The organism is Mobiluncus sp., from assembly GCF_985070215.1.
This window is the reverse complement of record NZ_CFKZQR010000003.1, coordinates 67285-92565: the sequence shown is the minus strand read 5'-3', so window position 1 is coordinate 92565 and position 25281 is coordinate 67285. Positions and strand designations below refer to the sequence as shown.

The 25281-nt window shown below is 56.4% G+C and carries 24 protein-coding genes; 11 read left to right on the top strand and 13 right to left on the bottom strand.

Annotated elements, in window-relative coordinates; genetic code table 11:
- Window positions 1-5 precede the first annotated feature (5 nt).
- The 7 genes from AC5LBQ_RS01400 to rlmC all read right to left on the bottom strand — a co-directional run bounded on the left by AC5LBQ_RS01400 (window position 6) and on the right by rlmC (window position 7075).
- Window positions 6-896: an aldo/keto reductase gene (locus AC5LBQ_RS01400; protein WP_493264408.1), complete on the bottom strand. Its 891-nt coding sequence runs from the start codon at window positions 894-896 to the stop codon at window positions 6-8.
- Between the two features lie 45 nt (window positions 897-941).
- Window positions 942-2279: an MFS transporter gene (locus tag AC5LBQ_RS01395; RefSeq protein ID WP_493264407.1), complete on the bottom strand. Its 1338-nt coding sequence runs from the start codon at window positions 2277-2279 to the stop codon at window positions 942-944.
- 45 nt (window positions 2280-2324) lie between these two features.
- Window positions 2325-3701 (bottom strand): MFS transporter, encoded by a 1377-nt coding sequence (locus tag AC5LBQ_RS01390; protein ID WP_491680276.1) that lies wholly within the window; start codon window positions 3699-3701, stop codon window positions 2325-2327.
- Between the two features lie 67 nt (window positions 3702-3768).
- On the bottom strand, window positions 3769-4248 hold the full coding sequence (locus tag AC5LBQ_RS01385; RefSeq protein ID WP_493264406.1) for an ABC transporter permease: 480 nt from the start codon (window positions 4246-4248) through the stop codon (window positions 3769-3771).
- A 169-nt stretch (window positions 4249-4417) separates the two neighbouring features.
- Window positions 4418-4825, bottom strand: a complete 408-nt coding sequence (locus AC5LBQ_RS01380; protein WP_493264415.1) for an NUDIX hydrolase — start codon at window positions 4823-4825, stop codon at window positions 4418-4420.
- 217 nt (window positions 4826-5042) lie between these two features.
- On the bottom strand, window positions 5043-5951 hold the full coding sequence (locus tag AC5LBQ_RS01375) for a GNAT family N-acetyltransferase (protein ID WP_493264405.1): 909 nt from the start codon (window positions 5949-5951) through the stop codon (window positions 5043-5045).
- Between the two features lie 92 nt (window positions 5952-6043).
- Window positions 6044-7075 (bottom strand): 23S rRNA (uracil(747)-C(5))-methyltransferase RlmC, encoded by a 1032-nt coding sequence (gene rlmC, locus AC5LBQ_RS01370; RefSeq protein ID WP_493264414.1) that lies wholly within the window; start codon window positions 7073-7075, stop codon window positions 6044-6046.
- A 277-nt stretch (window positions 7076-7352) separates the two neighbouring features.
- On the opposite strand from rlmC, the gene AC5LBQ_RS01365 reads away from it, so the two are divergent.
- On the top strand, window positions 7353-8618 hold the full coding sequence (locus AC5LBQ_RS01365) for an alpha/beta fold hydrolase (protein WP_493264404.1): 1266 nt from the start codon (window positions 7353-7355) through the stop codon (window positions 8616-8618).
- A gap of 22 nt (window positions 8619-8640) precedes the next feature.
- Here AC5LBQ_RS01365 and AC5LBQ_RS01360 read toward each other — a convergent pair whose 3' ends face one another.
- Window positions 8641-9066, bottom strand: a complete 426-nt coding sequence (locus tag AC5LBQ_RS01360; RefSeq protein WP_493264403.1) for a Fur family transcriptional regulator — start codon at window positions 9064-9066, stop codon at window positions 8641-8643.
- Window positions 9067-9200: 134 nt separating this feature from the next.
- Here AC5LBQ_RS01360 and AC5LBQ_RS01355 point away from each other — a divergent pair, with 134 nt between their 5' ends.
- The 3 genes from AC5LBQ_RS01355 to AC5LBQ_RS01345 all read left to right on the top strand — a co-directional run bounded on the left by AC5LBQ_RS01355 (window position 9201) and on the right by AC5LBQ_RS01345 (window position 12123).
- A complete protein-coding gene (locus AC5LBQ_RS01355; RefSeq protein ID WP_493264402.1) occupies window positions 9201-10295 on the top strand; it encodes a metal ABC transporter solute-binding protein, Zn/Mn family in 1095 nt (364 codons plus the stop codon).
- A 122-nt stretch (window positions 10296-10417) separates the two neighbouring features.
- A complete protein-coding gene (locus tag AC5LBQ_RS01350; RefSeq protein WP_493264401.1) occupies window positions 10418-11266 on the top strand; it encodes a metal ABC transporter ATP-binding protein in 849 nt (282 codons plus the stop codon).
- The gene (locus AC5LBQ_RS01345) at window positions 11266-12123 is read left to right on the top strand and encodes a metal ABC transporter permease (RefSeq protein ID WP_493264400.1); all 858 of its coding nucleotides are present in this window, start codon (window positions 11266-11268) and stop codon (window positions 12121-12123) included. The genes AC5LBQ_RS01350 and AC5LBQ_RS01345 overlap by 1 nt, the downstream gene beginning before the upstream one ends.
- A gap of 86 nt (window positions 12124-12209) precedes the next feature.
- On the opposite strand, the gene AC5LBQ_RS01340 is transcribed toward AC5LBQ_RS01345, so the two are convergent.
- Window positions 12210-13046, bottom strand: a complete 837-nt coding sequence (locus AC5LBQ_RS01340; protein ID WP_493264399.1) for an exopolyphosphatase — start codon at window positions 13044-13046, stop codon at window positions 12210-12212.
- Window positions 13047-13491: 445 nt separating this feature from the next.
- On the opposite strand from AC5LBQ_RS01340, the gene recA reads away from it, so the two are divergent.
- The 5 genes from recA to miaA all read left to right on the top strand — a co-directional run bounded on the left by recA (window position 13492) and on the right by miaA (window position 18202).
- Entirely contained in the window at window positions 13492-14604 is a 1113-nt protein-coding gene (recA, locus tag AC5LBQ_RS01335; RefSeq protein WP_493264398.1) for a recombinase RecA, read from the top strand.
- Entirely contained in the window at window positions 14601-15131 is a 531-nt protein-coding gene (locus AC5LBQ_RS01330; protein ID WP_493264397.1) for a regulatory protein RecX, read from the top strand. The genes recA and AC5LBQ_RS01330 overlap by 4 nt, the downstream gene beginning before the upstream one ends.
- Before the next feature lie 30 nt (window positions 15132-15161).
- Window positions 15162-15647, top strand: a complete 486-nt coding sequence (locus AC5LBQ_RS01325) for a CinA family protein (RefSeq protein WP_493264396.1) — start codon at window positions 15162-15164, stop codon at window positions 15645-15647.
- 88 nt (window positions 15648-15735) lie between these two features.
- A complete protein-coding gene (gene miaB, locus AC5LBQ_RS01320) occupies window positions 15736-17232 on the top strand; it encodes a tRNA (N6-isopentenyl adenosine(37)-C2)-methylthiotransferase MiaB (RefSeq protein ID WP_493264413.1) in 1497 nt (498 codons plus the stop codon).
- Between the two features lie 10 nt (window positions 17233-17242).
- Window positions 17243-18202, top strand: coding sequence for a tRNA (adenosine(37)-N6)-dimethylallyltransferase MiaA (gene miaA / locus AC5LBQ_RS01315; protein ID WP_493264395.1), 960 nt, complete (start codon window positions 17243-17245; stop codon window positions 18200-18202).
- Here the strand turns inward: miaA and AC5LBQ_RS01310 are convergent.
- The 3 genes from AC5LBQ_RS01310 to AC5LBQ_RS01300 all read right to left on the bottom strand — a co-directional run bounded on the left by AC5LBQ_RS01310 (window position 18143) and on the right by AC5LBQ_RS01300 (window position 20824).
- Window positions 18143-19072: a type III secretion system chaperone family protein gene (locus AC5LBQ_RS01310; RefSeq protein ID WP_493264394.1), complete on the bottom strand. Its 930-nt coding sequence runs from the start codon at window positions 19070-19072 to the stop codon at window positions 18143-18145. The genes miaA and AC5LBQ_RS01310 overlap by 60 nt on opposite strands.
- Window positions 19073-19243: 171 nt before the next feature.
- The gene (locus tag AC5LBQ_RS01305; protein WP_493264393.1) at window positions 19244-19888 is read right to left on the bottom strand and encodes a class I SAM-dependent methyltransferase; all 645 of its coding nucleotides are present in this window, start codon (window positions 19886-19888) and stop codon (window positions 19244-19246) included.
- A gap of 18 nt (window positions 19889-19906) precedes the next feature.
- The gene (locus AC5LBQ_RS01300; RefSeq protein WP_493264392.1) at window positions 19907-20824 is read right to left on the bottom strand and encodes a hypothetical protein; all 918 of its coding nucleotides are present in this window, start codon (window positions 20822-20824) and stop codon (window positions 19907-19909) included.
- 78 nt (window positions 20825-20902) lie between these two features.
- Here AC5LBQ_RS01300 and hflX point away from each other — a divergent pair, with 78 nt between their 5' ends.
- Together hflX and AC5LBQ_RS01290 are read left to right on the top strand one after the other, a co-directional pair.
- Window positions 20903-22480 carry a GTPase HflX gene (hflX, locus tag AC5LBQ_RS01295; RefSeq protein WP_493264391.1) on the top strand — a complete coding sequence of 526 codons (1578 nt, stop codon included), beginning with the start codon at window positions 20903-20905 and terminating at the stop codon, window positions 22478-22480.
- A complete protein-coding gene (locus AC5LBQ_RS01290) occupies window positions 22440-24569 on the top strand; it encodes an ATP-dependent DNA helicase (protein ID WP_493264390.1) in 2130 nt (709 codons plus the stop codon). Before hflX ends, AC5LBQ_RS01290 begins: the two co-directional genes overlap by 41 nt.
- Window positions 24570-24590: 21 nt before the next feature.
- On the opposite strand, the gene lexA is transcribed toward AC5LBQ_RS01290, so the two are convergent.
- Window positions 24591-25274, bottom strand: coding sequence for a transcriptional repressor LexA (gene lexA / locus AC5LBQ_RS01285; protein ID WP_493264389.1), 684 nt, complete (start codon window positions 25272-25274; stop codon window positions 24591-24593).
- Between the last annotated feature and the right edge of the window lie 7 nt (window positions 25275-25281).

The window sequence follows — 25281 nt, the reverse complement described above, 5'->3', positions numbered from 1 at the left end:
AACGTTTATTTTGCACCGTTTACGTGGTCGGGGTGCGATCCAGTGCGGCCTGCCTCGCCCCGACCCAAACCATCAAGAGCCGCCCGCGCGGGCGCATCAAGTTGAAATTCCAGCACGGCAAGGTTTTCCCGCATCCGCTCAACATGATTCGACTTCGGGATGGCCACGTCCCCGCGCTCTAAAGCCCAACGCAAGACGACTTGGGCCGGGGTTCGCCCCAGGCGTTTGGCGGTCTCAATCAAAACCGGGGTGTCAAAGAACCGGCCTCGTGCCAGGGGAGACCACGCCTCAATGACCCCTCCGTGCGCTTTGGTGAATTCCCGCACCGCGTTATTGGCAAACCACGGGTGTACCTCGACCTGGTTGACCTGCGGAAAAATTCCCGTCTCAGTCAGCAGTCGCCGCAGATGCGAGACTTCAAAGTTGGACACCCCCACGTGACGGGCTCGCCCATCCGCCACGAACTCCTGCAATACCCGCCACAAACCGGGATAGTCACCGCCGTAAGCCTCGGGCATTGGCCAGTGAATGAGGAACAAATCCACGTAATCGGTTTGCAGGCGCTGCAATGATTCGGCGAAAGTGCGGCGGGCGACATCTGGCTCATGATGGGGATTGTTTAGTTTAGTGGTCAAGAAAATATCTTTTCGGGGCACACCCGAGGCTTTCAAAGCCGCGCCAACTTGCGCTTCGTTTCCATACATCTGGGCGGTATCAATGTGGCGATACCCCACTTCCACCGCGTTTTCCACGATTTCCTGGGCATTTTCGGGAGCAATTTTATAGGTACCGAAACCCAGTTGAGGAATCCTCGTGATTGGAGAACCTGACAAGGCGTCCCCAAGGGGAAGCAGCGGAACCCCGAAACTGTCCACCACGGCTTGCGACTGCATCATTTTCCTCCGTTTTGGCGGCGATGCCGCCTGAGAAACGAGACCCGATTACTCTACGGATTTCACCTTATAAATCATCAGCCCGCCAATCACGAACATCACCGCCATAGCGCTAAATAGGACCGTGTAACCCACGGAATAGCTGGCGATGAGGGTAATGACCGGCACCCCAAAGATAGGGGCTAACACCTGCGGGAGGGTCGCGGAAATGTTTAAAACACCGAGGTCACGACCGGAATCGTCAGTGGGAGGAAGGACTCGGGTGGTGATTGCAAAGCTCACCGTGATGAAAATACCTTGGCCAATCCCAATACAGACCGCTGCGAAAATCGCCCAGGTCCAAGTTTGCAAGAACGCGAGGATGAGGCTGCCAATCCCCATGATGACTGAGGAAATGAAGATGAGCGAGCGGTACTTCATAAGATAGTCGGCGACAAAACCGATGATGAAGGCGACAATCATGGTGAGCACCGCATAAATCGTGGACAAAATCAGGACACCTGTAGTCGGATTCGGGTAATGCAGCACATCTTCGAGGTAATACAGCAGGTAAAGCGTTATCGTCATGAAAGGTATGAACATCAGGAGTCGCGAGAGCCAAGTCCAGATGAAATCCGGGTATTTGCGCGGCGGAACCCAGAATCGCTGGAAAAACTGTTTGATGGGGATCGGGTCGCGGCGGGCACCGAGGAAACGGTCGTTGGCGTTCCACAAGTAGGGAGCTACACAGACGGTCAGTAGCAGCACTAAGACGACGTAGGCTGCCACGATGCCCATGTAGTTGCTGATGAAGTTCGTACAAAGGGCAGCCAATACCACCCCAATCAAAGACCCTAGGGTCTGACCAGCTCCCAACCAGCCGCCCATTTCGCCGCGGTACTCAATCCTGACAGAATCGTTCGGAATGGCGCTGGTAGCGATAAATGCGGCGTTTAGCGCCGCCTGGGTCAAAACCCACGTTCCCGCCAAAGCTGCGGGACACCACGACAAAGTCAAGCCTGCGAGCGCGAAAACTCTACATAAAACCCCGCCCAAGACCCAAGGCGCCCGGCGTCCGTATTTTGAGTAAGTCCGGTCGGACAAAGCTCCAAAAACAGGAGCGGCAATCATCGCCATGAGTGCGCCGCAGCCGGTAACTACGGAAAGCACAATTTCCTTTTGTTCGTGAGCTATCATCGAGGCTTGCATGCCGATGAGCAGCTGAATGGGGGCAAAAAAACAAGCATAAATTCCGACTTGGGTGAGCAGGAGAGCAAATTTCCACCTGGTCCTGGGGATTTCCAGCGGTTCAATGGTTTCTTTCTTGGCGTGAAAAATGCCGGGCGACCAGGAACGTGGCCACCGACGTGGTCCTTGCGTTGCGGGAGTCAGATCCGAAATATTCACGCGTTAAGCCTAACGTTAAAACAGCTTATTACAGGGCGATTTCGGTTATTGCGGAGGTAAAGTTGGCAAATTTTTCAGGGTCAGGAGGTAGAACCCCACGGCCGCGAGCTGCGAAATGATGGAAACCGCAACCATCGCGGGGATATTGAGGTCATAGAGGGCTCCTATCAGCCAAGATCCGAGGAACCAGGCGATTCCGAAGCCGGTTTCAAAAATGCCGAACCCGGTGGCGCGCCGATCCTTGGGCATAATTTTGGCTACCGCGGCTTTCATGATGCTTTCTTGGGCGCCCATCCCCAGCCCCCACAGCACGATGCCGAAGCTGATGAACCAGGGATTGCCGCTTAAGAATACGAATGCTGAAAACGGCGCCGTCAGGAGGGTTGAGACAATGAGTGCCCGCAAGCCAATACGGTCGAACCAGGTTCCAAAAATGAGCGCGGCTATGGCATCGACCGCCATTGCCCCCGCGTAGAGCAGCGCTAATGCCGCTTTCGGGAATGCCGCAGTTTTCGCGGCATGCAGAGTAATCAGCGTGAAGTCCGCGAAACCAAAAGCGAACAAGCAGATAGCGGCCATATAGAGGGCAAAAGTTCGGTTGAAACGAAAACCGGGGGTGACAGCGGAAACGGATGGTAACGCGCTTGTGGGGGCGTCGTTCGTAAAGGTGTCGCCGGTGGGGGTGTCGGCGGTCGGGTCGGGCGCACAAGGTTCCCGGAGCGAGTCAGTCGGGGCGTGGGCGTTTTCCGGTGAGGTGGCGGGTTGGTCAAAATTTTCGGGATGAGGATAGAAGTGCCAGGCTAATATGGTGAGCGCGATGGTGAGGAGCGCGGGAATACCCAAGGTGAGAAAGCCGAGGCGGTAAGTCCCGAACAGGTCTTGCGTGCCGATAATCAGACCAACGAGGAACAGCAGCAGGGGACCCAGGAATGCGCCGAGTTGGTCGAGGAATTCCTGCAGTGCGAAACCTTTACCAGTACCGATTTCGTCCGCCGCAAAGCTGACTAGGGTATTTTTCGCGGGCTTCTTAATGGCTTTGCCCACGCGTTCCAAAACCACCAGACTGCAGGCAAAAATCCAGCCGTTGTCGGGAACGAGCGCGAGAGCGGGAATGGCCAACACCTGAATCGTGTAGCCAAAAATAATCAAGCCCCAGTAGTGATTGGTTTTGTCTGCCCAAAAACCTGAGAGCAGGCGCAACGAGTAGCCGCACAGTTCCCCGAAACCAGAGACAAAACCGATGGCTGCTGCCGATGCCCCGGTCAGGTTCAGATACTCACCCAAAACCGAGCGAGCGCCCTCGTGAGTCATATCCGAGAACATGGACACGATACCCATGAGGACAATAAACGTGAACGCTCCGCGCGAAATAGTCCGCGACCAGCGAGGATTGTTTTGTTGCTCCGAATCCGAGGACACCACGGTTTCTATGCTAGTAGTTCAGGGGTAATCACGCCCATAGGTTAGACGGGCGTTCAGGGTATAGGTTTCAAAATAGAGTCAGCAGGTAGCCATCGATTAGGGCGATGGCAAAGTACATGATGAACGCCCTGATGAAAGCGGAGATGTGCTTTCGTGGGTCCTGGTAGAGAGCGGGTTGGGGGAGCTTTGAGAATCTGATGCGCGGGGTACGTCGCCACCACAACAAATCAATGACAATTAGGTCGAAAACGTTCAAGGTTTGTCCGAGAATCAGCAGGGAGAGGAAATTTTGCGCAAAGTTGCTCTGGCGGATAAATATCCCGAAAACAAATAATATGACTAGGAAGAGAAGAAAATTGGCGGTAAAGGTTAGAAAAGGATTCTGTTCCTTGAACCGGTGTTGGTATTCCGTGATAGCACGGATCCGGCTTTGCACCGCATCGGGGTAAGAACTGTAGTTCTGTAAGTTTTTAGCATCGGTGCCAGTTCTTAAAATGCAGAGTATGAACAATACCGCGCACAAAACGGTCGCTTCTATAAACAACATATGAATTACGTCCAATCATTTGCCGGCATGTCGGGTAGTTGTTAGGCGCTTATCCTCCCATAGAGATAATTGCGTGGCTCGATGAGTGCCTTGACAGTAATACCAAAGTTTCGAGGTGTATCAAGACTGCCCTGATGATAACCATGCATCAAGAAGCCTGTCTGTACGCTCATTGCAGGAGGTAGGCCGGCAAGAGGAGTATCGCTGGAGAGTATGTGTCCAAGTGCGCTGCGAACTTGCAATTATAAAGTTCATCAATAGGTATCCAGTGCATAGTCTCTTTTACGCTGCCCATAGTAACGCTCTGGCTGTTAAGATTCTTATTGCCCTTCGGTTTCATCATGTAATAGAAGGCAATCTCATGGCAGTCGTAGCCCTTTAAGTCGGAACTTCCAGCAAAGAAATTCTCGTGTACCACCGCAAGATAATCTACCTCATATTTGACCCCGGTTTCTTCAAATACTTCCCTTTTTACGGCCTCCTCAGATGTTTCCCCTAAATGAACTCCTCCGCCTATGGAGTAGTAATAGTCATTGACTTTATTTCCTGCAAACAAGACGCAATTATCTTCGACTATAATTGCTGCTGCTCTATATCTAAATCACTTATCTCCATCTCTGAAACAACAGTCATGTTCCATCGCTATACTCCTTTAAATTCAAATTCTAAATAATTGTTCATACATAGGCTTTTGCTGTTTCAGCACATCCCATTTCGTTAAAAGTATACTTTTGAAACATCTTAATTGCCGGATTATCGATAGCAATATAGTCATAAAGAACATCTACACCATTCTAGCGGTCTTCCAAAGACGGCGTATCATGCGTAATGAGGCCTGCCCATTCCTCTCTCGTCATCATGTTGACGTGTCCCTTACGTATTTCGCCCATCTGCGGCACAGGTACTTCCTCAGTTGTCCATTGATACTTGAATCCAAGCTTCTCCTGCACACGTTTCGATTTCTCGTTGCCATCATAGTAGCCACACCACACCCGGGAAAGTTTCAGATCTTCAAAGGCATAGCGCAACATTTCCCTTGCTGCTTCCGTAACAAGACCCTGGTTCCAGTAGGGTACACCCATCCAATATCCAAGCTCAGCCTCGTCATCCTTTTCAGCAAGGTCACTGTGAAAATGCAGACCAATGCTGCCAACAGGAAGTCCTGTCTCCTTCAGCGCGATGGCGTAAGTCTCAGGCACCATTAGCACGTCCATGATGACCTGACGACTGTTTTCCACACTTGTATGCACCGGCCATCCGGCAATAGGACCTACACGTGGATCTTTTGCGTATTTATAACACTCTTCCGCATCCGCTTCTGTCCAAGGACGGAGAATCAGCCGCTCTGTCTGGAGCGGCTGTATAGGGCGAAGCTCAATGCCGACCACGCCGTACTTTTGCTGCTCGCCTTTTGTATAATGAATGTCCATATCAGCCGGTGACGCCGTGCCGATATTCTGAGCTGTGTAGCCGCATTTCAGCAGAGGCAGCTCGTGATAAAGCTCTTCAAAAGACTTAAACACATGCAGGTCTGTCACCTGTGCAGTCAAACGCTCTGAGGAGTTTCCCATCAAGACGAATTCGATCATGTCTCCGATTTTGACCGTTCTCCTTTTTTCGTCATACAGGCGAAGCTCTATCGTTTTTTCTCCGCTTTTTATCATCCGAAACGGAGCATCGTTAAGATTCATTCTATGCTTCATGTCTTTTATCCTCGCTCGTGGTTTATTCCTCCATGGACATCGAAACTACAGTTACAGTACTATTTGACAACAATCTGAGCGTTTCAAGCCGTTCATCCTGATTTCCTCGACATCAATACTACCGTCTCGACATGTGAGGTATGCGGGAACATGTCTACCAGTTTGGCTGCAGTAATCCGGTAGGAACGCATTCGGCGTAGGTCCTCCACTAGGGTTTCCTGGAAACAGGAGGAATAGATGAGGTGGGGGATACCGGAGTGCTCCAGCCAGGAGGATAATTCGGGCCCGAGTCCGCGCCGCGGCGGGTTCACCACCACCAAATCTGGCGGTACAAGTTTTTGATTAGTAGCCCACTTAGTCGCATCGGCGGTAATGAAATGCGGCCTAGCCACAGCGTCACCGCGGGAGCTCTTAAGGGTTTTCTCAACGCCCTGCCCCACCGCGCTAGCCGCAGTCGCACCCGCCATTTCGGCCACGGCCTTTTTCGCGCCATCAATAGCCGGCCCCACGACTTCCACGCCCGTCACCTGCGCAACCCCGGCGGAACTCAGTGCAAAGGCAAATCCGCCCACTCCGCAATACAAATCCCAAGCGGTTTCCGGCTGGAGTTCGCGCGCCCAAGCGGCAGCTTGCGTATACATAGCCTGAGATGCGGCGGTATTCGTCTGGAAAAACGCCCCCGGCGCCAGCCATAAATCCGTGCCGATACCGGGCATCGAAATAAACTTTTCTTCCGAAAGGATGATTTCCTCCCGGCCTTCAATGACGGTGGTGTGTTCGGGCTGAATGTTTACCGAAAACACCCGCAGGTGGGGCAACTCGGCCTGAAGCTCGGACCACGTATTTTCAATCCGATGTAGGGCAGCTTTCGAACGCAACACCAGACGCACCATCAACTCGCCCGCAGGATTGGCGCTGACCAGCACGTATTTCACTTCGCCCTTAGAGGTAGCGATGTTGTAGGGGCGAGCTCCGAGGCGCTGCAACCAAGCCCGGATAGGCGCGAAAGCGGCGCGAATTGCCGGTGCATACAGCGGACACGACTGTAGATCGACGCCAGCGGGAAAATCTTTAGTGGGGGCCAGTCCGAGCACAATCGACTTCTTGGACCCTGACACCACCATTTTTGCCTTATTACGAAATTCTTTCTGGGGACTGCGGTAGGTTGGCAGCCACTCGAAATGGGACTTCGCAGCGGGTGGATGAGCGGGATTTCGCCGTGAGGAGGGACGGTCCAGAGAGGCCAAAGCTCGGCGTGAGGCCCGTTCCTTATCCCGCACCTGCTGGCTGTAGGGCACCCCTATGAGGGGACACGACCGGCAGACCAGCGCCTCAAAGTATTCGCAAAACATGTCTTCAAGTCTAAGGCCAAGCCCGGCAGGTGGCATTAAGCTGAAACACATGAGTGATGAAGTGAAACTGTTGCCGGGACTGAAACTACGTGAGATTACTTTGCAAGTGCCGCTGGATCATCTCAATCCAGCCGCGGGAATGATTGAGATATTCGCACGAGTCGTCACCGGTAAGGACGGGGAAAAGCGACCCTACCTGCTGTTCCTACAAGGCGGACCCGGACATGAGGCGGCCCGGCCCGCGTTGTACCCCTCACCGCAGCCGACCTGGCTGCCCCGCGCCCTGGAGGACTATCAGGTTGTTATGCTCGATCAGCGCGGTACCGGGCGATCCACCCCGGTTTCGGCAGATCCGGATTTCGGCCCGCTGGCGGGGCTAACCCCATCTGAACAGGCAGAATACCTGACTCACTTGCGTGCCGATGAGATCGTTCGAGACGCCGAAGCCCTGCGCGCTTACCTGGGTGGGAAGCGCTGGACGCTGCTGGGGCAGTCATTTGGGGGCTTTACTTCCGTGCGCTATCTCAGTTCCCACCCCGAAGGCCTGGCCGGGGCTATTCTGACCGGCGGGCTGACGGCCGTGGGGCATCCTATTGAAGATGTTTACGCCGAAACTTGGCGGATTATGATGGATAAATCCGAAACCTATTATCGCCAGTTCCCCGAGGATCGGGACCGGGTGCGCCAGATTTATAACCTGGCTCGGGAGGGGAAGATTATTACGCCCAACGGCGACAAGGTCGGTGCGGATCGTTGGCGTACCGTAGGGATTGTCTTGGGTGCACAAGGCGGGGGCATGAAGTTGCATGAACTGCTGGAGAATGATCCGTTCTCGCCGGCATTTCGCCATGATTTAGCTGCGATGCTGCCATTTGAGGGGCGCAATCCGCTCTATGCCATCCTGCACGAGTCTTGTTACGCGGACGGAGTGGCAACACGCTGGGCGGCTAGCCGTACTATGCCCAGGGAAGTGAAACGTGACGGGACGCTGTTAGCAGGGGAGCATCTGCCTCGTGACCTGTTTGAGGAATCATCTGAATTGCGGCCTTTGCGTGAAGCTGCCGACATACTGGCCAATTATGAATGGAGCCAACTCTATTCGACTGAACGCCTAGCCAGCGCAGACGTACCGGTTGCGGCGGCGGCCTACTATGAAGATGCCTACGTGCCTTTGAATTTCTCGACCGAAACCGCTGGCATCTTAAAAGATTGCCGTCTGTGGGTTACCAGTGAATATGAACACAACGGTTTGCGTCAAGACGCGCGGGTGCTGGATAGGTTAATCGGGCTGCTCAAAGGCCAGATTTTGCAGTAAACGAAATATACAGTAAAGGGTATTATTTTTTAGCAGAGCACTGAGGGCACAACCCTGTCAGCTCCACCGTGTGGCGCAAAGCGGAGAACCCCATTTCCCGGCCCATTTCATTCAGGGTTTCCTCCAGCCCTTTCAGGTGGAACTCTTCGGTCTTTCCGCAACTCCGACACACCAGGTGGTGATGGTGTTCGGAACTCTCGCACTCTCGATACAGGGTAGTGCCATCGGCGGACTTGACCGTGTCCAAGACGCCGTCTTCCGCCAGCGCCGCGAGATTGCGGTAAACAGTCGCCAATCCTACGGGGGTGCCGTTTAGCTGGAGTTTTGTAAAGATGTCAGCGGCTGATTGAAAATCAGCCATTCCTCTGACCGCGGAAAGTACCGCTTCTAATTGTCGCGTTTTGCGCTGCCGAGCGGGGCTTTGGGGTGTCGATTTACCTGTGGTCATTGGTAGTTTCCCTCCCGTTTTCGCGCTCCTAGCCTAACATTGTGTCTCGTTTTGACAGCGTTTTCCAGTTGAGTGATAATGAGAACGATTCGCAATAAGAACAAAAACTATAACCCCTGAGGGGAAAGGACAATATGAAATTGAAGACTGTCGGCGCCTTGTTCGGTGCCGCCGCACTAGCCGTGAGTATGACCGCCTGCTCGACCGCAAACGACACCCAAAAGAAAGACGCGGCAGGGGACGCTGCTGCGGACAAACCCACGGTGTACGCCTCTACTGACGTATGGGCTTCCGTGGCAAAAGCCGTGGTGGGAGATAACGCAGACGTGATTACGTCCATCGACCAGCCGAACCTGGATCCGCATTCTTATGAAGCCAGCGTGAAAGATAAGAAGCTGGTGAACCAAGCCTCCGTGGTAATAGTGAACGGCGGGGGTTACGACGATTGGGCGCTGCAGCTGGCCAAGTCAGCGGACAACAAACCCACTGTGCTAAATGCGGTGGAGTTGGCTGGTATTGACTGTGGCGACGCGGAAGGTCACGACCACGAGGACGGCCATGAACATGAGGATGCGCACGAACATGAGGATGCGCACGAACATGAGGATGCGCACGAACATGAGGATGCGCACGAACATGAGGATGCGCACGAACATGAGGATGGGCATGAACATGAGCAGGGACATGAGGGGCACCATCATCACCATTGCTCCGTCAATGAGCACGTGTTCTACGATTTGCACGCGGTGAGCGAAGTCGCCAAGGCAGTTGCTAATACGATGAGCCAGACTGACGGCGATAATGCTGCGGCTTACCAGGATGCTGCAAAGGCATTCCAAGGCAAGTTGGATGAATTGGAATCGCAGGCAGAGAACATTAAGGCGCGGGGCGAAAAGCATTCCCTGGCGACCGAACCTTTGGCGAACTACCTGTTGGAGGACGCCGGTATCCATGATCTGACTCCTGAAGAATACGTGGAACAGTCCGAAACGGAATCCGGGCCCAGCGTAAAGACGCAGGCTGACACCAAGGCTCTGATTACGGAGGGGAAAGTTGACGTGCTGCTGGTTAACTCCCAGACGGAAGACCCGGTGTCTCAGGCACTGCAGGATGCCGCTGAGACTAAAGGCATTCCGGTGGTGACACTGACCGAGACCTTGGCGGGGGCCAGCGACTATGTCAGCTGGATTGGCACTGCCTTAGACCAGATAGATAAGGCTTTGAAATAATACAGGATTAGGGTATATAAAAGTCCGGGCTTCAGATTAGAGCGCAGCTCCTGGAGCCCGGACATAATCCGTTAAGGTAGATGAAACCAGGAAGTGAACTGGGGGACTGGGGAAGGAATCAGATGAGCGAAGAACCGCTGTTGGAGATGCGGGACCTGGCATTGAAATATGGGACACGACAGGTATTTTCCGGCTTGAACCTGCGGGTCGAACCGGGACAAGTCGTGGGAATCCTGGGACAAAACGGAGCCGGAAAAACGACCCTGTTAAAGTCGGTACTCGGTGACGTGAAACCCGCCGCGGGAACCATTTTTCGACGGGACTCGGCAAAAATTTCTTACCTTCCTCAACACGGGCGTTTCCCGAAATCTGTGCAGATTCGCGGACGAGACGTGGTCTACCTGGGGCTTGACGGAGCGAAACTGGGGTTTTGGACTTCCCCCGGGGCGCGCGAAAAGGTCGAACGCGCGATAGCTCTAGTGGGGGCGCAGAGTTACGCAGATACGCCGATTAGCGGACTGTCCGGGGGAGAGCTGCAGCGTTTACGTATCGCGGCGGCCATTGTGCAACGTCCCGATTTACTGCTGGTCGACGAACCGTTGGCGTCCCTCGACCTCAAGCACCAAACCGACATTGTTAAGATTTTTGGCAATCTGGCAGCGCAGGGCACCGCCATCCTGCTGGTGACGCACGAGTTAAACTCCGTGGATAAACTGCTGGACACCGTGGTGTATATTGCCCTCGGACGGGCCGCGGTGGGTTCGGTGTCAGAAGTCATGTCCAGCGAAACATTGTCAGCTCTCTATGGCGAGGAAGTCCGTGTCGTGAACCTGGGAGGAACGTATTTCGTGGTGGGAGCCCAGAACGGGTCCGAATCCGGCTTTGTGGAGGAAGCCCTGCACGGTCACCATCACGCCAGCCATTTTGAATCAGCAGAGTCACCGCACAATCCCAAGGAGGCGGGACACTAATGGAGGCAATCATCAACTTCCAGGATTTTTGGCAACTGGTACCGCTGGTTCGGGAATCACTGGTCGCCGCGGCAATTCTGGCTGTCGTTTCAGGGATTCTAAGCCCGCTGGTGCAGCTGCGGGACGCGGCTTTTGCGGTTCACGGAACGTCCGAACTGTCTTTCGCAGGAGCATCGGTGGCGTTGTTTCTCGGGGCCAGCGTTACCGGCGGAGCCATCGCGGGATCAATCGTGGCGGCGCTATTGATGTCCGCGACCTACACGCGGCGCTGGGGTACAAATGCTCTCATCGGCGTGCTGCTGCCGTTCGGCTTGGGTATCGGGGTGCTGTTCCTGGCGCTTTACAAAGGGCGTTCCGCCAACAAATTCGGCCTGTTGACGGGTCAAATTGTCTCTGTTGATGAGAACCAACTGGCCGTGTTTGCCGTGGTCGGAGCGATGGTTTTGGCTGCCATAGCCCTGTTTGGGCGTCGACTGTATTACGCTGCGGTCGATCCGGTGGTGGCGCTGTCCAAAGGGGTCTCCCCACGAGTGATGAATTTGTGGTTCATGCTTATCCTCGGTTTGGTTGTGGCGCTGGCAGTGCAGATGGTGGGCGCGCTGCTGGTTTTGTCGTTGCTGATTACTCCGGGAGCGGCGGCTGCTCGCATTTCTGCCAATCCCTTACGTCAGCACGCCTGGGCGGTGCTGTTTGCGCTCATAGCCGCCGAGGGCGGTATTCTGCTCTCTCTCGGACCCGGATTGCCGATTTCGCCCTATATCACCACAATTTCTTTCCTGATATTCCTGATTTGCTGGGCTGTTGGAGCAGTGCGCAGCCAAACCACCTGGTCAAAGCGGGAACAGGGCCTCTCCTGAACTGTCGAGACGTACTTCAAAACGGTATCGAAACCGAAAGGCACGCCCCCCAACCCTGGTGCGGTAGTGGAAAATAACGTGGGAACCTAAGCCACCACGGGCTCGGCGGGAGCAGACGTCGGGGTATAGTCCGGAGCTACCTCGGTGACAGAGGTCGACGCATCTCTGAACGCTTGAATCTGAGCCTGAGCGATGGCTTGGTCAGGGTGTTCACCCATCTGGACCAGGTGCATCTGATGAATCCAGAACTGGCTTTCTTCGATGCGCTTAGCCCACATCTCAGCTTCCGCTTTCTTGCGTTTTTGAGTGGCCTTATCAGCTTCGCGCAGGTGCATCCAGCCTTCTGAGACTTTCTTTTGCGCGATTTCCAGACGCTTGCGCTTCGCTTCGGCGGCAGCTTCGCGGGCTTTTTCCATCGCCTTGCGCCGCTCGATTCGTTCCCGGCCTTCTCGTTCGATTTTTTCCTTGCGCTTCTCGGCTTCTTGTCGGCCCAGCTCAGCGGCCTTGGCATACATCTTGTTGGCGTCACTCACGGCCTGGCGAGCCTTGGCTTCATAGCTCCGCGCGGCTTCTTCATCGCCCATATCCACGGCGGCGCGAGCCCGCATTGTATATGCCACCGCATCGGCCTCATAGCTGCGTGCTAAACGTTTTGCGTGCGCGGAATCAGAGGCAAAACCAATCGAGGAACCAGTCCCGCCTAAGGGGCCTAGACTCTTTGATTTCGCTTTGTTTTGCTTTGCCATCGCGCGAACGCGCGCCTGATCCATCTCAAACCTGTCCAGGGCGTCCAGAGCTTTCTTGTTCTCATCAGTGAGGGTGCCGTTTTCCTTGGCAAAAGAGCGAATTGCGGCACGCTGAGCCATTCCGGGAACGTACAGATTACGCATCCCGAAATTACGCATGGCAAGCATAGTGGCCATTTCGCCCTCCGTGGCTCATAGACTCCTGTCGCCTTCCTAGCGACAGCCTCCATATCGGCAATTGGTTTAAGAACTTTAGGGAATCGCATGCTGTGTGAGGTTTCTCACACAGGTACTTTTAGTAAAAGAATCGTCAAAAGTTCGGGTTTGCGGGGGATATTGCCAGTTCAACATGTTGAGGTGAGGCAGGGGGTGGGGTCTGCAAAAGCGGGTGTAGTGGGGAATTTTTGTGGACGATCGGCGTGTCGGATGATTCGAACGCATGTTCGATATAGGGTTTTCCACAGATGAGTCGAAAAAGGACTTTTCCACAGGTAGAGAAACTTTCGATTTTTCGCTTCCGGGGTGGGGCGTAAGTTCATCTTGAGAGCTTCGGAGAGGAGCTCAACAATGACACCCGAACTATTGGGGCGGCGGAGAGCCGCGCAGATGAAAGGAATACGCAATGGCAAAAGACGAACGCGCGAAAGCGCTGCAAACTGCGCTAGGTCAGATTGATAAGCAGTTTGGCAAAGGTTCCGTGATGCGGTTGGGCGACTCGGCCGTGAACACGAATGTTTCGGTCATTCCTACAGGGTCAGTAGCCCTGGACGTGGCTTTGGGGATTGGGGGACTCCCACGGGGTCGCATTATTGAGATTTACGGTCCAGAATCTTCCGGTAAGACCACCGTGGCTCTGCACGCGGTGGCGAACGCTCAGAAACAGGGCGGGAACGCGGCTTTCATCGACGCGGAACATGCTCTCGATCCGGTTTACGCACAGAAACTTGGCGTTGATATTGACAATCTGCTGGTCAGCCAGCCCGATACCGGAGAACAGGCGCTAGAGATTGCGGATATGTTGATTCGCAGCGGCGGCCTGGACATCATCGTTATTGACTCGGTTGCGGCTCTGGTACCGAAGGCTGAAATCGAAGGTGACATGGGGGATTCCCACGTGGGTTTGCAGGCTCGGTTGATGAGCCAAGCGCTACGAAAGATTACCGGAGCGCTGTCCGCCACCGGCACCACCGCAATCTTTATTAACCAACTGCGCGAAAAGATTGGGGTGTTCTTTGGCTCTCCCGAAACCACGACCGGCGGCAAAGCGTTGAAGTTCTACGCTTCGGTGCGCATTGACGTGCGCCGGATTGAGACGTTGAAAGAAAACGGGGAAGCCGTCGGTAACCGAACTCGTGCCAAGGTCGTTAAGAATAAGATGGCGCCGCCTTTCCGGCAGGCGGAATTCGACATCATGTACGGTCAGGGCATTTCCCGAGAGGGCGGCCTCATCGACCTTGGTGTGGAAGCGGGGATCGTGACGAAGTCAGGTTCTTGGTTTACCTACGGCGAAATGCAGTTGGGCCAGGGCAAAGAGAACGTGCGGAAGTTCTTGGTGGATAACCCCGAGCTCAGCGCCGAAATCGAAGATAAGATTCTCATCGCTTTGGGTGTGCGTGAGGACCCGAACGCGGCAGCGCAGCCAGAGACTGGCGAGGGCACGAAACTCGCTGTCGTGATGGATGACGATTCCGCAGATGAGGATACGTCCGCCAAGAAGGTTCAAAAAGCCTCATGAGTTTGCGAGTAGTGGATGCGGCGACGGATGCCGCCGCGGAAGCTGGTTTGTCCCTGCTGGATCGGCGGGCTGTTACTGAGTCTCAGATGCGTGACTACCTGGCTGAAAAGGGATTCGGTGACGCGGCTGTCGATGATGTGGTGGCGGCTTTCGCCGCTCGCGGCTGGCTGAATGACCGGGACTACACCGTGGAGTTTTTGCGTCAGCGCTGCCAGCGCCCCGGAATGTCACGAGCCAAGTTGGCTGCGGATATGGAAAAGCGTGGGTTGGATACCCAGTCCATATCCGCGGGTCTAGCGGCCCTCGATGCTGAGAATCCAGACTGGGAAACGGAAAACGCCCGAACTCTGCTGGAGAGCAAACTTGCGGCGGCACGGCGGGGCTTGGATTTGAGCAACTTTGACGATTGTCGCAAATTGAAAGCCAAGCTGTGGCGCTATGTAGCGACACGCGGGTTTTCCTCAGCTTTGGCCACCACCGTAGTCAATATCGTGATGGAGGAACTGAAACTGGACGGCCAAAGCTAGCGTGGGGACGAACCGAGGATGGAAGAACCGATGAGTGACGCCGTATCGGCTGATGAATTAGCCACCAAAGCGCTGGAGAAACTCAGTGAGCAGGGACGATCGATTTCGTGTGCGGAATCGCTGACCGGGGGGCTGCTGGCAGATGCTTTCGTCAGAATCCCCGGGGCTTCCCAAACATTTCGCGGCGGAATCGTGACGTATTCCGATGCGGTGAAAACCGCGGTGCTGGGAGTGAATCCACAGCTGCTGCAAACGAACACTGCCTACGACCCTCAGGTTGCGGTACAGATGAGCACTGCGGCACGAGAGATGTTTCACTCGGATTATGCGTTGGCTACCACCGGAGTTGCGGGTCCTGGCCCGGATGAAGGCGTGGCGCCGGGGAAAGGATATGTCAGCCTAGCCACTGCGCAAGGCACAGAAGTGCGGGAGGTCAACCAGCCAGGCACTCGCCCAGAAGTTCGCGCGTCATTTGTGCGGGCGGCTTTGGAGTTGCTGGTGTCTCACTTGTGCTGAGAATCCCGGACGCAGCGTCCAGTCGCGGCGGTTGGCTTTAGGTGGCGAAAGTGACGGCATTAGCGGCATGACATAAAATGAGCCGGTGATGGATACTCCGCGAACTTACCTGGTGAAAACGCTTGGCTGCCAGATGAACGAACACGACTCCGAACGCATGGCTGGCTTGCTTGACGCTGCCGGTTGGGTGCCGGTTGAGGAGGTTCCGCAAAAAGCTGCGCGAGCAACCAACGCCGGAGATGGCGGGGCTGACCTGGTGGTTTTGAATACCTGTTCGGTGCGTGAGGCTGCCGGAACAAAACTCTACGGCCATTTGGGGCAGCTGGCAGATGTGAAACGAAATCGCCCCGGAATGATGATTGCCGTGGGAGGATGCTTCGCCCAGCAGGAAGGCTCGAAAATCCTCGACCGGGCTCCGTGGGTAGACGCAGTGTTCGGGACGCATAATATCGACGCCCTCCCGGTGTTGTTGAAGCGTGCCGAACACAACCAAGAAGCGGCGGTGGAAATCGAGGAAAGCCTGAAAGTCTTTCCCTCCGTCCTGCCGGCGCACCGGCAATCCCCGGCTTCAGCCTGGGTATCCATCTCTGTGGGGTGCAACAACACCTGCACGTTTTGTATCGTGCCTTCCCTGCGGGGTCGGGAACGGGACCGGAATCCCGCCGACATTCTGGCGGAGGTGCAGGCGGTAGTGGACGCGGGAGCTGTGGAAGTTACCTTGCTGGGGCAAAACGTGAACAGCTACGGAATGAGCTTCGGAAGGCGCGGCGCTTTTGCCGATTTGCTGCGAGCTGTAGGAAAAACGCCGGGACTGGAACGCTTACGTTTCACTTCGCCCCACCCCGCGGCCTTTACCGAGGATGTCATCGCCGCCATGGCACAGACTCCGACGGTGATGCCTTCGTTGCATTTTCCGCTGCAATCTGGCTCGGACCGGATTTTGCGGCAGATGCGCAGGTCGTACCGGTCCGAACGGTTCTTAAAGATTCTTGAGGAGGTCAGGAGCGCCATCCCCGAAGCCGCCATCACCACCGATGTTATTGTCGGATTTCCCGGCGAAACTGAGGCTGACTTCCAAGAGACCCTAGACGTTCTGCGCGAAGCTCGGTTCCAAGCCGCGTTCACGTTCATTTATTCCCGCCGCCCCGGAACTCCCGCCGCCGATCGAGATGACCAGGTGGACCCGGAAGTCGTGGCGCAGCGCTACCAAAGACTCTTGGAACTACAAGAAACAATCACTTTGGAGGAAAACGAAAAGTTAGAGGGGCAGACGGTGGAAGTCCTGGTCACCGCGGGCGGCCGTAAAGACGAAGCCACCGCGCGAATGAGCGGACGTGCCCGGGATAATCGTTTGGTTCACTTTGCGGTTCCCCAAGGCACTAAAATTCGCCCCGGAGACTTCGTGACAGTGGCGGTGACCCACGGTGCGCCGCACCACCTCGTGGCGGATTCCGCCCTTACTCCGGGCGGCGTATTCACCGTTCGCCCCACTCGCGCCGGCGACCTGTGGGAAGTAGCGCACCTCGAAAAGCCTCGCGGCACCCTCTTGGGAATGCCCGGACTCAAGCCGGGACCAACGAAATAGGGACTAAACCGTGATTGTTGCGATTGTGGGGCCGACCGCTACGGGAAAAAGCAACCTGGGGCTGGACTTCGCGCAGAGAGTGTCCCGCGACCCGGAGCTTAACGCCAGGTTTCCGGGCGGGGTAGAGATTATCAGCGCGGACGCTTTCCAGCTTTATCGGGGCATGGATGTGGGTACCGCGAAAACCCCGGAATCCCAACGCCACGGGATTCCGCACCATCAGATAGACGTGCTGTGGCCCGATGCAGAAGCCTCGGTGGCGGCGTATCAGAAACATGCCCGTTCTGACGTGGAGGCGATTCAAACACGTGGCGCTTTCCCCCTGGTAGTTGGGGGTAGCGGGCTGTACGTGCGGGCGATGCTGGATGTGTTGGAATTCCCGCCCACCGACCCCGCGGTTCGCGCCCGGTGGGAGGCACAGGCGGAGCAACTCGGAGCGGCACAACTGCACGCAATCTTGCAGCGCAAAGACCCGAAAGCGGCAGAAACCATCGAGCCGATGAACGCGCGTCGCCTGGTCAGAGCCTTGGAAGTCATGGAAATTACCGGTCGCCCATTTTCCTCGACTTTGCCCCGCGGGGAATACTGGCAGCCTGACACCCACGTGTTTTACCTGACGCGAAACCTTGATGAACTGGACGAACGCATCAATGCCCGTTCACGCGAAATGTTTAGCCAAGGACTACTTGAGGAAACGGCACAACTCGCTGCCGACCGGGCTCACCCCTTGGGTATTACCGCGCAAAAGGCCACCGGATACAGCCAAGCGCTGGCGGTGCTGCGCGGTGAGATGACGGTAGAGGACGGTATCGCGGCCACCGCTTTGGCGACCCGGCAGCTGTCCCGGCGACAAATCAAGTGGTTCCGCCGTGACAAACGAGCAGTGGAAGTCGCCTGGAGTCACACCGGCTTAGAGGAACAGGGTCGGAGCTTTTTTGCGCAGGCTCGCAGCCAGATTCTGGGTCACTGACAATCCCGCCACGATTTCCGTGTCTAACTGACGTTCGCTCAGACCTTCACCCACGGAAACCAGGTAATCAAAACGCAGGTAGGGCTGAGTCCGCATCCCCAGAACCGAAGTTACACCCAAGGTGTTGAACGTATTTAACTCATTGATGGCATCAAACAAACTTTCGGCAGGAAACGGCTGTCCCAGCTCGACCAGCATAGAGGTGGATAGCCAGGTGTCTTCTCCGAATAGCCGCAGAACCATCAAGTCGTCTGAATCACGCAGGCGCAGTACCGTGCCGTCACGATATACTCGCAGGTTGAGTCGGTCTGCGGCCTGGGCAACCGACTCTACACTGACCGGCGCGGTGAGCGCATTATCCGAAAACCCTGGAACAATCTGGACGATGTGCTGTTTGGGAAGCAGGTCATGATGGGAAAAGTCCGTTTCCGCGTCTAGCTCACAGGGAAAATCGGCTTCTACGCTGGAAAAGAACCGTTCAGCCATAATCAAAGCCAGCAACAGATGGGCTTCCAACTGCTGGTCGCCCATACCAACAGTGACCTGGGCATTCGTCTGGGCACAGAGATGATAGTGATTGCCGTGCAGATAAGTCACCACTCTTGGACCGACAGCCTCGCGATTGTGGTGCAGGACGTAGGGCAGCAGCCGAGAGCGTTCGTGGACGGAAACCGTGGCGCGCCAGACCGAGCGCATGCGCAAGACCCCCGTCACCAAGTCAATGTAACTGGTGGCGGTTGCGCCAGGCATCATCACCGTGCGCCTAGAGTCGTAAACGTCCACAACATAGCTGCGAGAAGCACCATCGAGGGCTTCGCAGACGCGTTCCAGTGTCACCACCCGCGGACGTTGAGCAGTCAACTGCGGCATAATTTAATGTTACGGGGCGGGCTCGTGCTTTGGGTGAAAACGGGGGGCCGAATAATTCAGCTACCCGTAATGGCACTGTTCACAAGGAATTTGGTCGTTTTTTGTCGGTGACGCTCGCAGCATGGTCGAAAACCCGCGGTTTTCATCTGTCCAGAATGTCCGGGGGCGCCCTCAAGCGGCGCCCCGGCGTAGCTGCAGCACCCGAAATCCTTTCGAGGAGGCGATTTTTTCGCCGTCCCAGCCGTGCTCATTTAGATATGCCAGGAACGGATCGGATCCCAGGTTGCGTCCCATCACGAGGTAAGCGACTCCCTCCGGCTTTAAACGGGTTCGCCAGGCCTCCCACATCGCGTGCAGCGCCGCTTTGCCCACCCGTACCGGCGGGTTGGACCAAATGACATCCACAGAGTTTGGCCCCAGGGTCGCAAAAGCCTCAGCTTCGCTCAGTGCCTGAATATTAGGCAGACCGTTAGCGGCTGCGTTTGCACTGGTCAGCTCCAGGGCGCGGGTGTTTACGTCCACGGCGTAGACCTGGGCGGAGGGTCGCTCGGCGGCTAGAGTCAGCGCCAACGGCCCCCATCCGCAGCCCACATCGACCAAAACTCCTGCCCCCCCCAACTCTGACGAGGAGGGCAGGGAGGGAACTTTACGCAATAACACCTCAGTGCCCTTGTCCAAACCGTGACCAGAAAAAACCCCGTGAGCCGTCGTGACACGAAAATCACGACCGGCTATAGAAACGGTCAACTCCCGAGTGGAGCTCTCGGAATGGGGAGTGGCTGCGAAATAGTGCTCGCCGGCAGGCTGCGGACTCAACTGGTCTCCTAACTTGTCTCAGAAAAGTTTAGCGACCACGTGACTGATTAACGAAGTGAGCACACTGACAATCAGTCCCAGCAGGAACGCTCCCAAAATGCTGTGCGTAAAGAAAAATAAGCAAACGCCGGCGCCTAGGGCAGAAAGCACGAACTCAATCATCCACTCCAACAGTTGCGGAACTTTTACGTGGAGCGCCACGGTTTGTACCGCTTCGTCCAAAACGACGAGGACTACTGTGACCAGCAATGACAGACCGAGGTAGGGCCAAAAGTCTTCAAAAATAATGGCGATTTCCTGCGGACCCCAGCCAGAGAGCAGCAGCACGCACAGGGTGGGAATCGTCAGCACCAGCAGGTTTGCCAGCAGTCTTACTACGAGATTGGCGATTTCAACAGGCGAGTGCGGGTCGGCCGGTCCCACGGGACGGTTTGACGGGGCTCGGCGCTCCACGTGCTGCGAAATGAGCTGCGAATGACCCTGAATAATCGGTTTTTGTGCCGTTTTTGGGCGGTCGGCAGAAGAGGTGTCGGTTGCATCAGCGGTTTTCCTCGTTTTCATCCCTGGGGGCGCTGCTGGATTGCTGGAGGCCGGGGTTCCGGGCTGAGGATAGACCGTTTCGTCCCCGGTCGTTTCCGTAGTCGCTGATAAAGCGGCATTTTCGGCGGCAGGTTGCGCCGGAGCTTCGATTTCGACGGGTTGTGAGGGATTAGCGGTGGTTCTCTCGGGCTCGGAATCAATGACTTTCGACTTGTCTCGGCGCAGTTGTTCGGGAACCATAATGGTGGAATCGAGTTCGGCTGCTTCGAGGATGATTTCTTCTTCAGAGCGCCAGTCAGGCACGTTGTACAGGGCCTTGTGGCGATTCTTGAGGCGTTCATCGGTAGGACTGGGAACGGGGGCCGTGCGGGGAAGCGACTGGCCAAACGGGGACACACGCCGCTCAGACGGAGCATTAGAATTTTTGTCTCCGGGGTCCGTTGTATCCTTTAAAACCAAAGCTCAAACCTTTACTTGCATGGGCTGGGAGATACCCTAAATTCTAGGCGGAAGGAACGTAACTTGCAGGAAAACACGGAGGATTGCCCGAACTTGGGTGTCCTTTCGCCCGTTGCTGCCGTTGCGCCGCCAACGGGAGAGGAACCTGTGCCTGACAATCCGCCCCGGTCTCAACACGATGCTGCCGAACAAGCCCAGCGGTGGGCCGATCGCTATGCCTTGGGGCGGGTGGAATCCATCGGTTCCGAGCTGCAGGACATCAGTGAGGTTGAGTACCGTGAAGTGCGGTTGGAAAAGGTCATTTTGGTGGGAATTTTCGCTGCCGACCGGGACGAGGCCGAATTGTCACTACAAGAGCTTGCTGCCCTAGCGAAAACGGCGGGAGCCGTCGTGCTGGCCGGGCTGCTGCAGCGGCGCGAGAAACCGGACGTAGCGACTTTCCTGGGGCGGGGCAAAGCCCGTGAACTGCAAGCTCAGGTTGCCGCTCTGGGGGCGGATACGGTCATCGTCGATGATGAGTTAGCTCCCAGTCAACGTCGCGCCCTTGAGGACGTAGTAAAAGTCAAGGTCATAGACCGTACCGCCCTCATTTTGGATATTTTTGCCCAGCATGCCACTTCGCGAGAAGGCAAAGCCCAAGTGGAACTGGCTCAGTTGGAATACCTGCTGCCGCGACTGCGTGGCTGGGGCGAATCGATGAGCCGCCAAGCCGGGGGGCGTGCTGCCGCCGGTGAGGGTATCGGCGCACGCGGACCGGGTGAAACCAAGATTGAACTCGATCGGCGCCGGATTCGTTCCCGGATGGCTCGGCTGCGGCGCACCATAAAATCTTTGGCTCCAACTCGTGAGGCGAAACGAGCCAGTCGTAGAGCTGGGGAGATCCCAGCGGTGGCGATTGTGGGATATACCAACGCCGGCAAGTCCTCGCTATTGAATCGGCTGGCGGGGGCCAATCTGCTGGTGCATGATGCCCTGTTTGCCACCCTTGACCCCAGTGTGCGCCGGACTCATACTCCTCAAGGGCGGGAATACACCCTGACAGATACGGTTGGGTTCGTGCGGCGCCTGCCTACTGAACTGGTGGAGGCTTTTCGTTCCACTTTGGAAGAAACCGCTATGGCTGATTTGATTTTGCACGTTGTGGATGGTTCCAACCCCAACCCGCTGGCTCAAATCGCGGCGGTGGATGCCACCCTGGAGGCTGTGGAGGGCATCGAGGATGTCCCGGTCATGATGGTGGTAAACAAAATCGATCAGGCTACGGCTCCCGCCCTTGCGCTGCTGCGTCATTCCCTACCGGAGGCATACTACGTTTCGGCCCGAACTGGGGAAGGCATTGCCGCTCTGCAGGATGCTATTGCCGACCGTCTGCCCTGGCCGGGGCAGCGGGTTCGAGTCGTGGTGAAGTGGGAAAACACGGGTCTGCTGGAACGGATTTATCGTGACGGCAAACTCTTGACCCGCCAGAATCGTGAGGACGGCACGTTTGTAGATGCCTGGGTACCCCCGGCTTTGGGGGCAAAACTGCTTGATCAGGCTATGGAAGATAATCATGAAACGGGCGAGGGGGCCGACAGTGTCACAAACGATTGATGATAGCGCCGCGGTCAAACCTGCTGCTGGGGCGGGCGCTTTTGCGGACTATGTTCCCGGTTCAGAGCTGCAGAAGGTCCTGACTGAGGCGGTTTCTTTATTGGGCGGCAGCGAGCGCCCCGGTCAGGTGGCAATGGCGGCAGCGGTGGAACAGACGTTGCACTCAGATGGCAAATTAGCAGTTCAGGCGGGGACTGGAACCGGGAAATCCTTGGGATACTTACTGCCGGCGCTGCTGTATTGCCTGCACGAGGACGCCCGAGTGGTCATTTCAACCGCAACTTTGGCTCTACAAAACCAAATCATCACAAAGGATGCCCCCCTGGCGGTGGAAGCGGTGAAAAACGTGACCGGTTCCGAGCTGCGCGTGGAGGTTCTCAAAGGCTGGCAAAACTACGTCTGCCTGCACAAATTGAACGGCGGTTACGAAGGTAGCGAGGACGATTTGTTCTCCGCTATGGAAGATTCCCTGAGTCCCGCAGCTGACGGGAGTGGCGAGGCCGTATCGGGACAGGGGGTGAAAGCCGCGCGGAAAATGCGGGGATTTGCTGCGGAAACGAAGAAACTCTACGAGTGGGCTCGAGAAACTCCGACCGGGGATCGGGACGAAGCCCCGCGCGGTATCGGCTCTCGGGCTTGGCGGCAAGTTTCCCTCTCCAGCTTGGAGTGTGTCGGGGAAAAATGCCCGTTCCGTTCCGAGTGCTTCCAGGTCTCGGCTCGCGACAAGGCAGCGCAGGCGCAGGTGGTAGTGACAAACCACGCCATGATTGGGCTAGAAGCCGCCGGGAAACAGAATCCGTTGCCCCAGTGTGAGGCCATCATCATTGATGAGGCTCATGAACTGGCTGAAAGGGTGCGTTCTCAGGCGTCTACTGAGTTCAGCGCCAATATGTTGGCAAATTGTGCCAAAGCGGCTGGTAGCTTGGGGGTTTCCGGTAGCGAGGAACTCGCCCAGCAAGCTATCTCACTGGGTGTGGCACTACAGAATCTGGAAGATGGCCGTTTCACACAAATGCCTGAGGCGGTGGCGGAATGCCGGTTGCTGTCCCTGTCGCCTTTGAAAGCCGCCCTGACGGAGTTGAGCGCGAAGGGCGGGGCCGATGCGGGTTCAGACGGCGAAAAAACAGCGGACGCCGCGAGGACTGCCGTCGCGAAAGCCATTCTGACCAGCCTGTTAGATACGCTTGAGACGATGACCCCGGAATCGGTCGCGAACGGTGAAACGATTCTGTGGCTGAGTCGGGGACGCGATGCGGACCAGGAACCCCGGCTCTACACCGCTCCGCTGGATGTGGCCGGAAAGCTCGCGAATCGATTATGGAGCGAACACGCCATCATCGCTACCTCGGCCACGCTAAAGCTGGGGGGCACATTTGCGCCGCTCATGCACAAGATGGGTCTGCAGCTTGATGATCCGCAGCCGGAAACCCTAGATGTCGGCTCCCCGTTTCGCCACGATCGGCAGGGCATTTTGTATCTGGCTCGGGACTTGCCCGCGCCCACTCGCGGGGAGCACCCCGAAGTGTTTTGGGATCGGCTGGTGGAGCTGGTTGAGGCCTCGGGAGGCGGGGCGCTGGGGCTGTTCTCCTCGCGCAAAATGGCCGAGCGCGCGGGGGAAATACTTCGGGAACGCACCGATTTACCCATCATGGTCCAAGGTGAAGATTCCATGGCAGCCCTGGTTCGGGACATGCGTGAGGATAATTCCGCTTGCCTGATGGGGACTCTCTCGCTGTGGCAAGGGGTGGATTTACCAGGAAATACGTGTCGTTTGGTGCTGATTGACCGGATTCCTTTCCCGGTTCCCAGCGACCCCGTCATTGAGGCGCGCTGTGCCGCGGTCAAACGTGCCGGGGGCAGTGACTTTATGGAGGTCTCCCTGACTCATGCCGCCCTGTTGCTAGCACAGGGAACCGGGCGGCTGCTGCGTTCCGCCGCGGATCGCGGGGTGGTGGCGGTGTTAGATTCACGTCTGGCGACCGCGCGGTATGGGGGTTTTTTGCGAGCCTCCCTACCGCCCTTGTGGCCTACCGAGGACGCGCAGGTGGTGCTGGACGCTTTGCGGCGACTGCACCAGCAAGTTCCCTAGGGGCAGGCGTACCCCAAAACGTTACAGGGAACGGATTACGGTGACGACCTTTCCTAAAATGGTGGCCGTATCGCCGGGAATGGGCGCGTAGTTATCGTTGTGGGGCAGCAGCCAAACGTGTCCATCGGCACGGGAAAACTCTTTCACCGTGGCCTCGCCGTCAATCATCGCCGCCACGATTTCACCGTTGCGAGCATCGCTTTGATGGCGCACCACGACCCAATCCCCGTCTAAAATGCCACCGTCCTGCATGGATTCGCCCCTTACTGCGAGCATGAACAGTTCACCGGAACCGGTAAAGCGGCGGGGCAGGGCGAATGTGTCCTCAACCATTTCCTCCGCGGTGATGGGGGTGCCTGCTGCAATCTGTCCGACAAGAGGGACGGCTGTCTCCGCAGCGGTGTCGGCGATACCCACCGGGATGGTGGTGACGGTGGCAGACGATGTCGCGCCGGGTGCCGAGTCCGGCTGAGGAGTCTCCATCCCCTCCGGAAGTTTCACAAATTCCAAGGCGCGCGGCGTGTTGGGAGCCCGGCGCAGGTAGCCCTTCTTGGTCAGCACATCGAGATGGTGTTTGACCGAGGAAGGGGAGGATAGACCCATGGCCTCGGCGAGCTCGCGCACCGAAGGGGGGTAGGTGAGCTTCTGGCTGAGTTGGTACAAAGTCGTTAAAACTTCCTGTTGTCGTTTGGTCAGGTCGCTCACTACTGCT

Coding starts and splice junctions, on each gene's coding strand:
- AC5LBQ_RS01400 (WP_493264408.1), bottom strand. CDS start 896: ATGATGCAGTCGCAAGCCGTGGTGGACAGTTTCGGGGTTCCGCTGCTT.
- AC5LBQ_RS01385 (WP_493264406.1), bottom strand. CDS start 4,248: ATGTTGTTTATAGAAGCGACCGTTTTGTGCGCGGTATTGTTCATACTC.
- AC5LBQ_RS01375 (WP_493264405.1), bottom strand. CDS start 5,951: ATGAAGCATAGAATGAATCTTAACGATGCTCCGTTTCGGATGATAAAA.
- rlmC (WP_493264414.1), bottom strand. CDS start 7,075: ATGGTGGTGTCAGGGTCCAAGAAGTCGATTGTGCTCGGACTGGCCCCC.
- AC5LBQ_RS01365 (WP_493264404.1), top strand. CDS start 7,353: ATGAGTGATGAAGTGAAACTGTTGCCGGGACTGAAACTACGTGAGATT.
- AC5LBQ_RS01360 (WP_493264403.1), bottom strand. CDS start 9,066: ATGACCACAGGTAAATCGACACCCCAAAGCCCCGCTCGGCAGCGCAAA.
- AC5LBQ_RS01355 (WP_493264402.1), top strand. CDS start 9,201: ATGAAATTGAAGACTGTCGGCGCCTTGTTCGGTGCCGCCGCACTAGCC.
- AC5LBQ_RS01350 (WP_493264401.1), top strand. CDS start 10,418: ATGAGCGAAGAACCGCTGTTGGAGATGCGGGACCTGGCATTGAAATAT.
- AC5LBQ_RS01345 (WP_493264400.1), top strand. CDS start 11,266: ATGGAGGCAATCATCAACTTCCAGGATTTTTGGCAACTGGTACCGCTG.
- AC5LBQ_RS01340 (WP_493264399.1), bottom strand. CDS start 13,046: ATGGCCACTATGCTTGCCATGCGTAATTTCGGGATGCGTAATCTGTAC.
- recA (WP_493264398.1), top strand. CDS start 13,492: ATGGCAAAAGACGAACGCGCGAAAGCGCTGCAAACTGCGCTAGGTCAG.
- AC5LBQ_RS01330 (WP_493264397.1), top strand. CDS start 14,601: ATGAGTTTGCGAGTAGTGGATGCGGCGACGGATGCCGCCGCGGAAGCT.
- AC5LBQ_RS01325 (WP_493264396.1), top strand. CDS start 15,162: ATGAGTGACGCCGTATCGGCTGATGAATTAGCCACCAAAGCGCTGGAG.
- miaB (WP_493264413.1), top strand. CDS start 15,736: ATGGATACTCCGCGAACTTACCTGGTGAAAACGCTTGGCTGCCAGATG.
- AC5LBQ_RS01310 (WP_493264394.1), bottom strand. CDS start 19,072: ATGCCGCAGTTGACTGCTCAACGTCCGCGGGTGGTGACACTGGAACGC.
- AC5LBQ_RS01290 (WP_493264390.1), top strand. CDS start 22,440: ATGAAACGGGCGAGGGGGCCGACAGTGTCACAAACGATTGATGATAGC.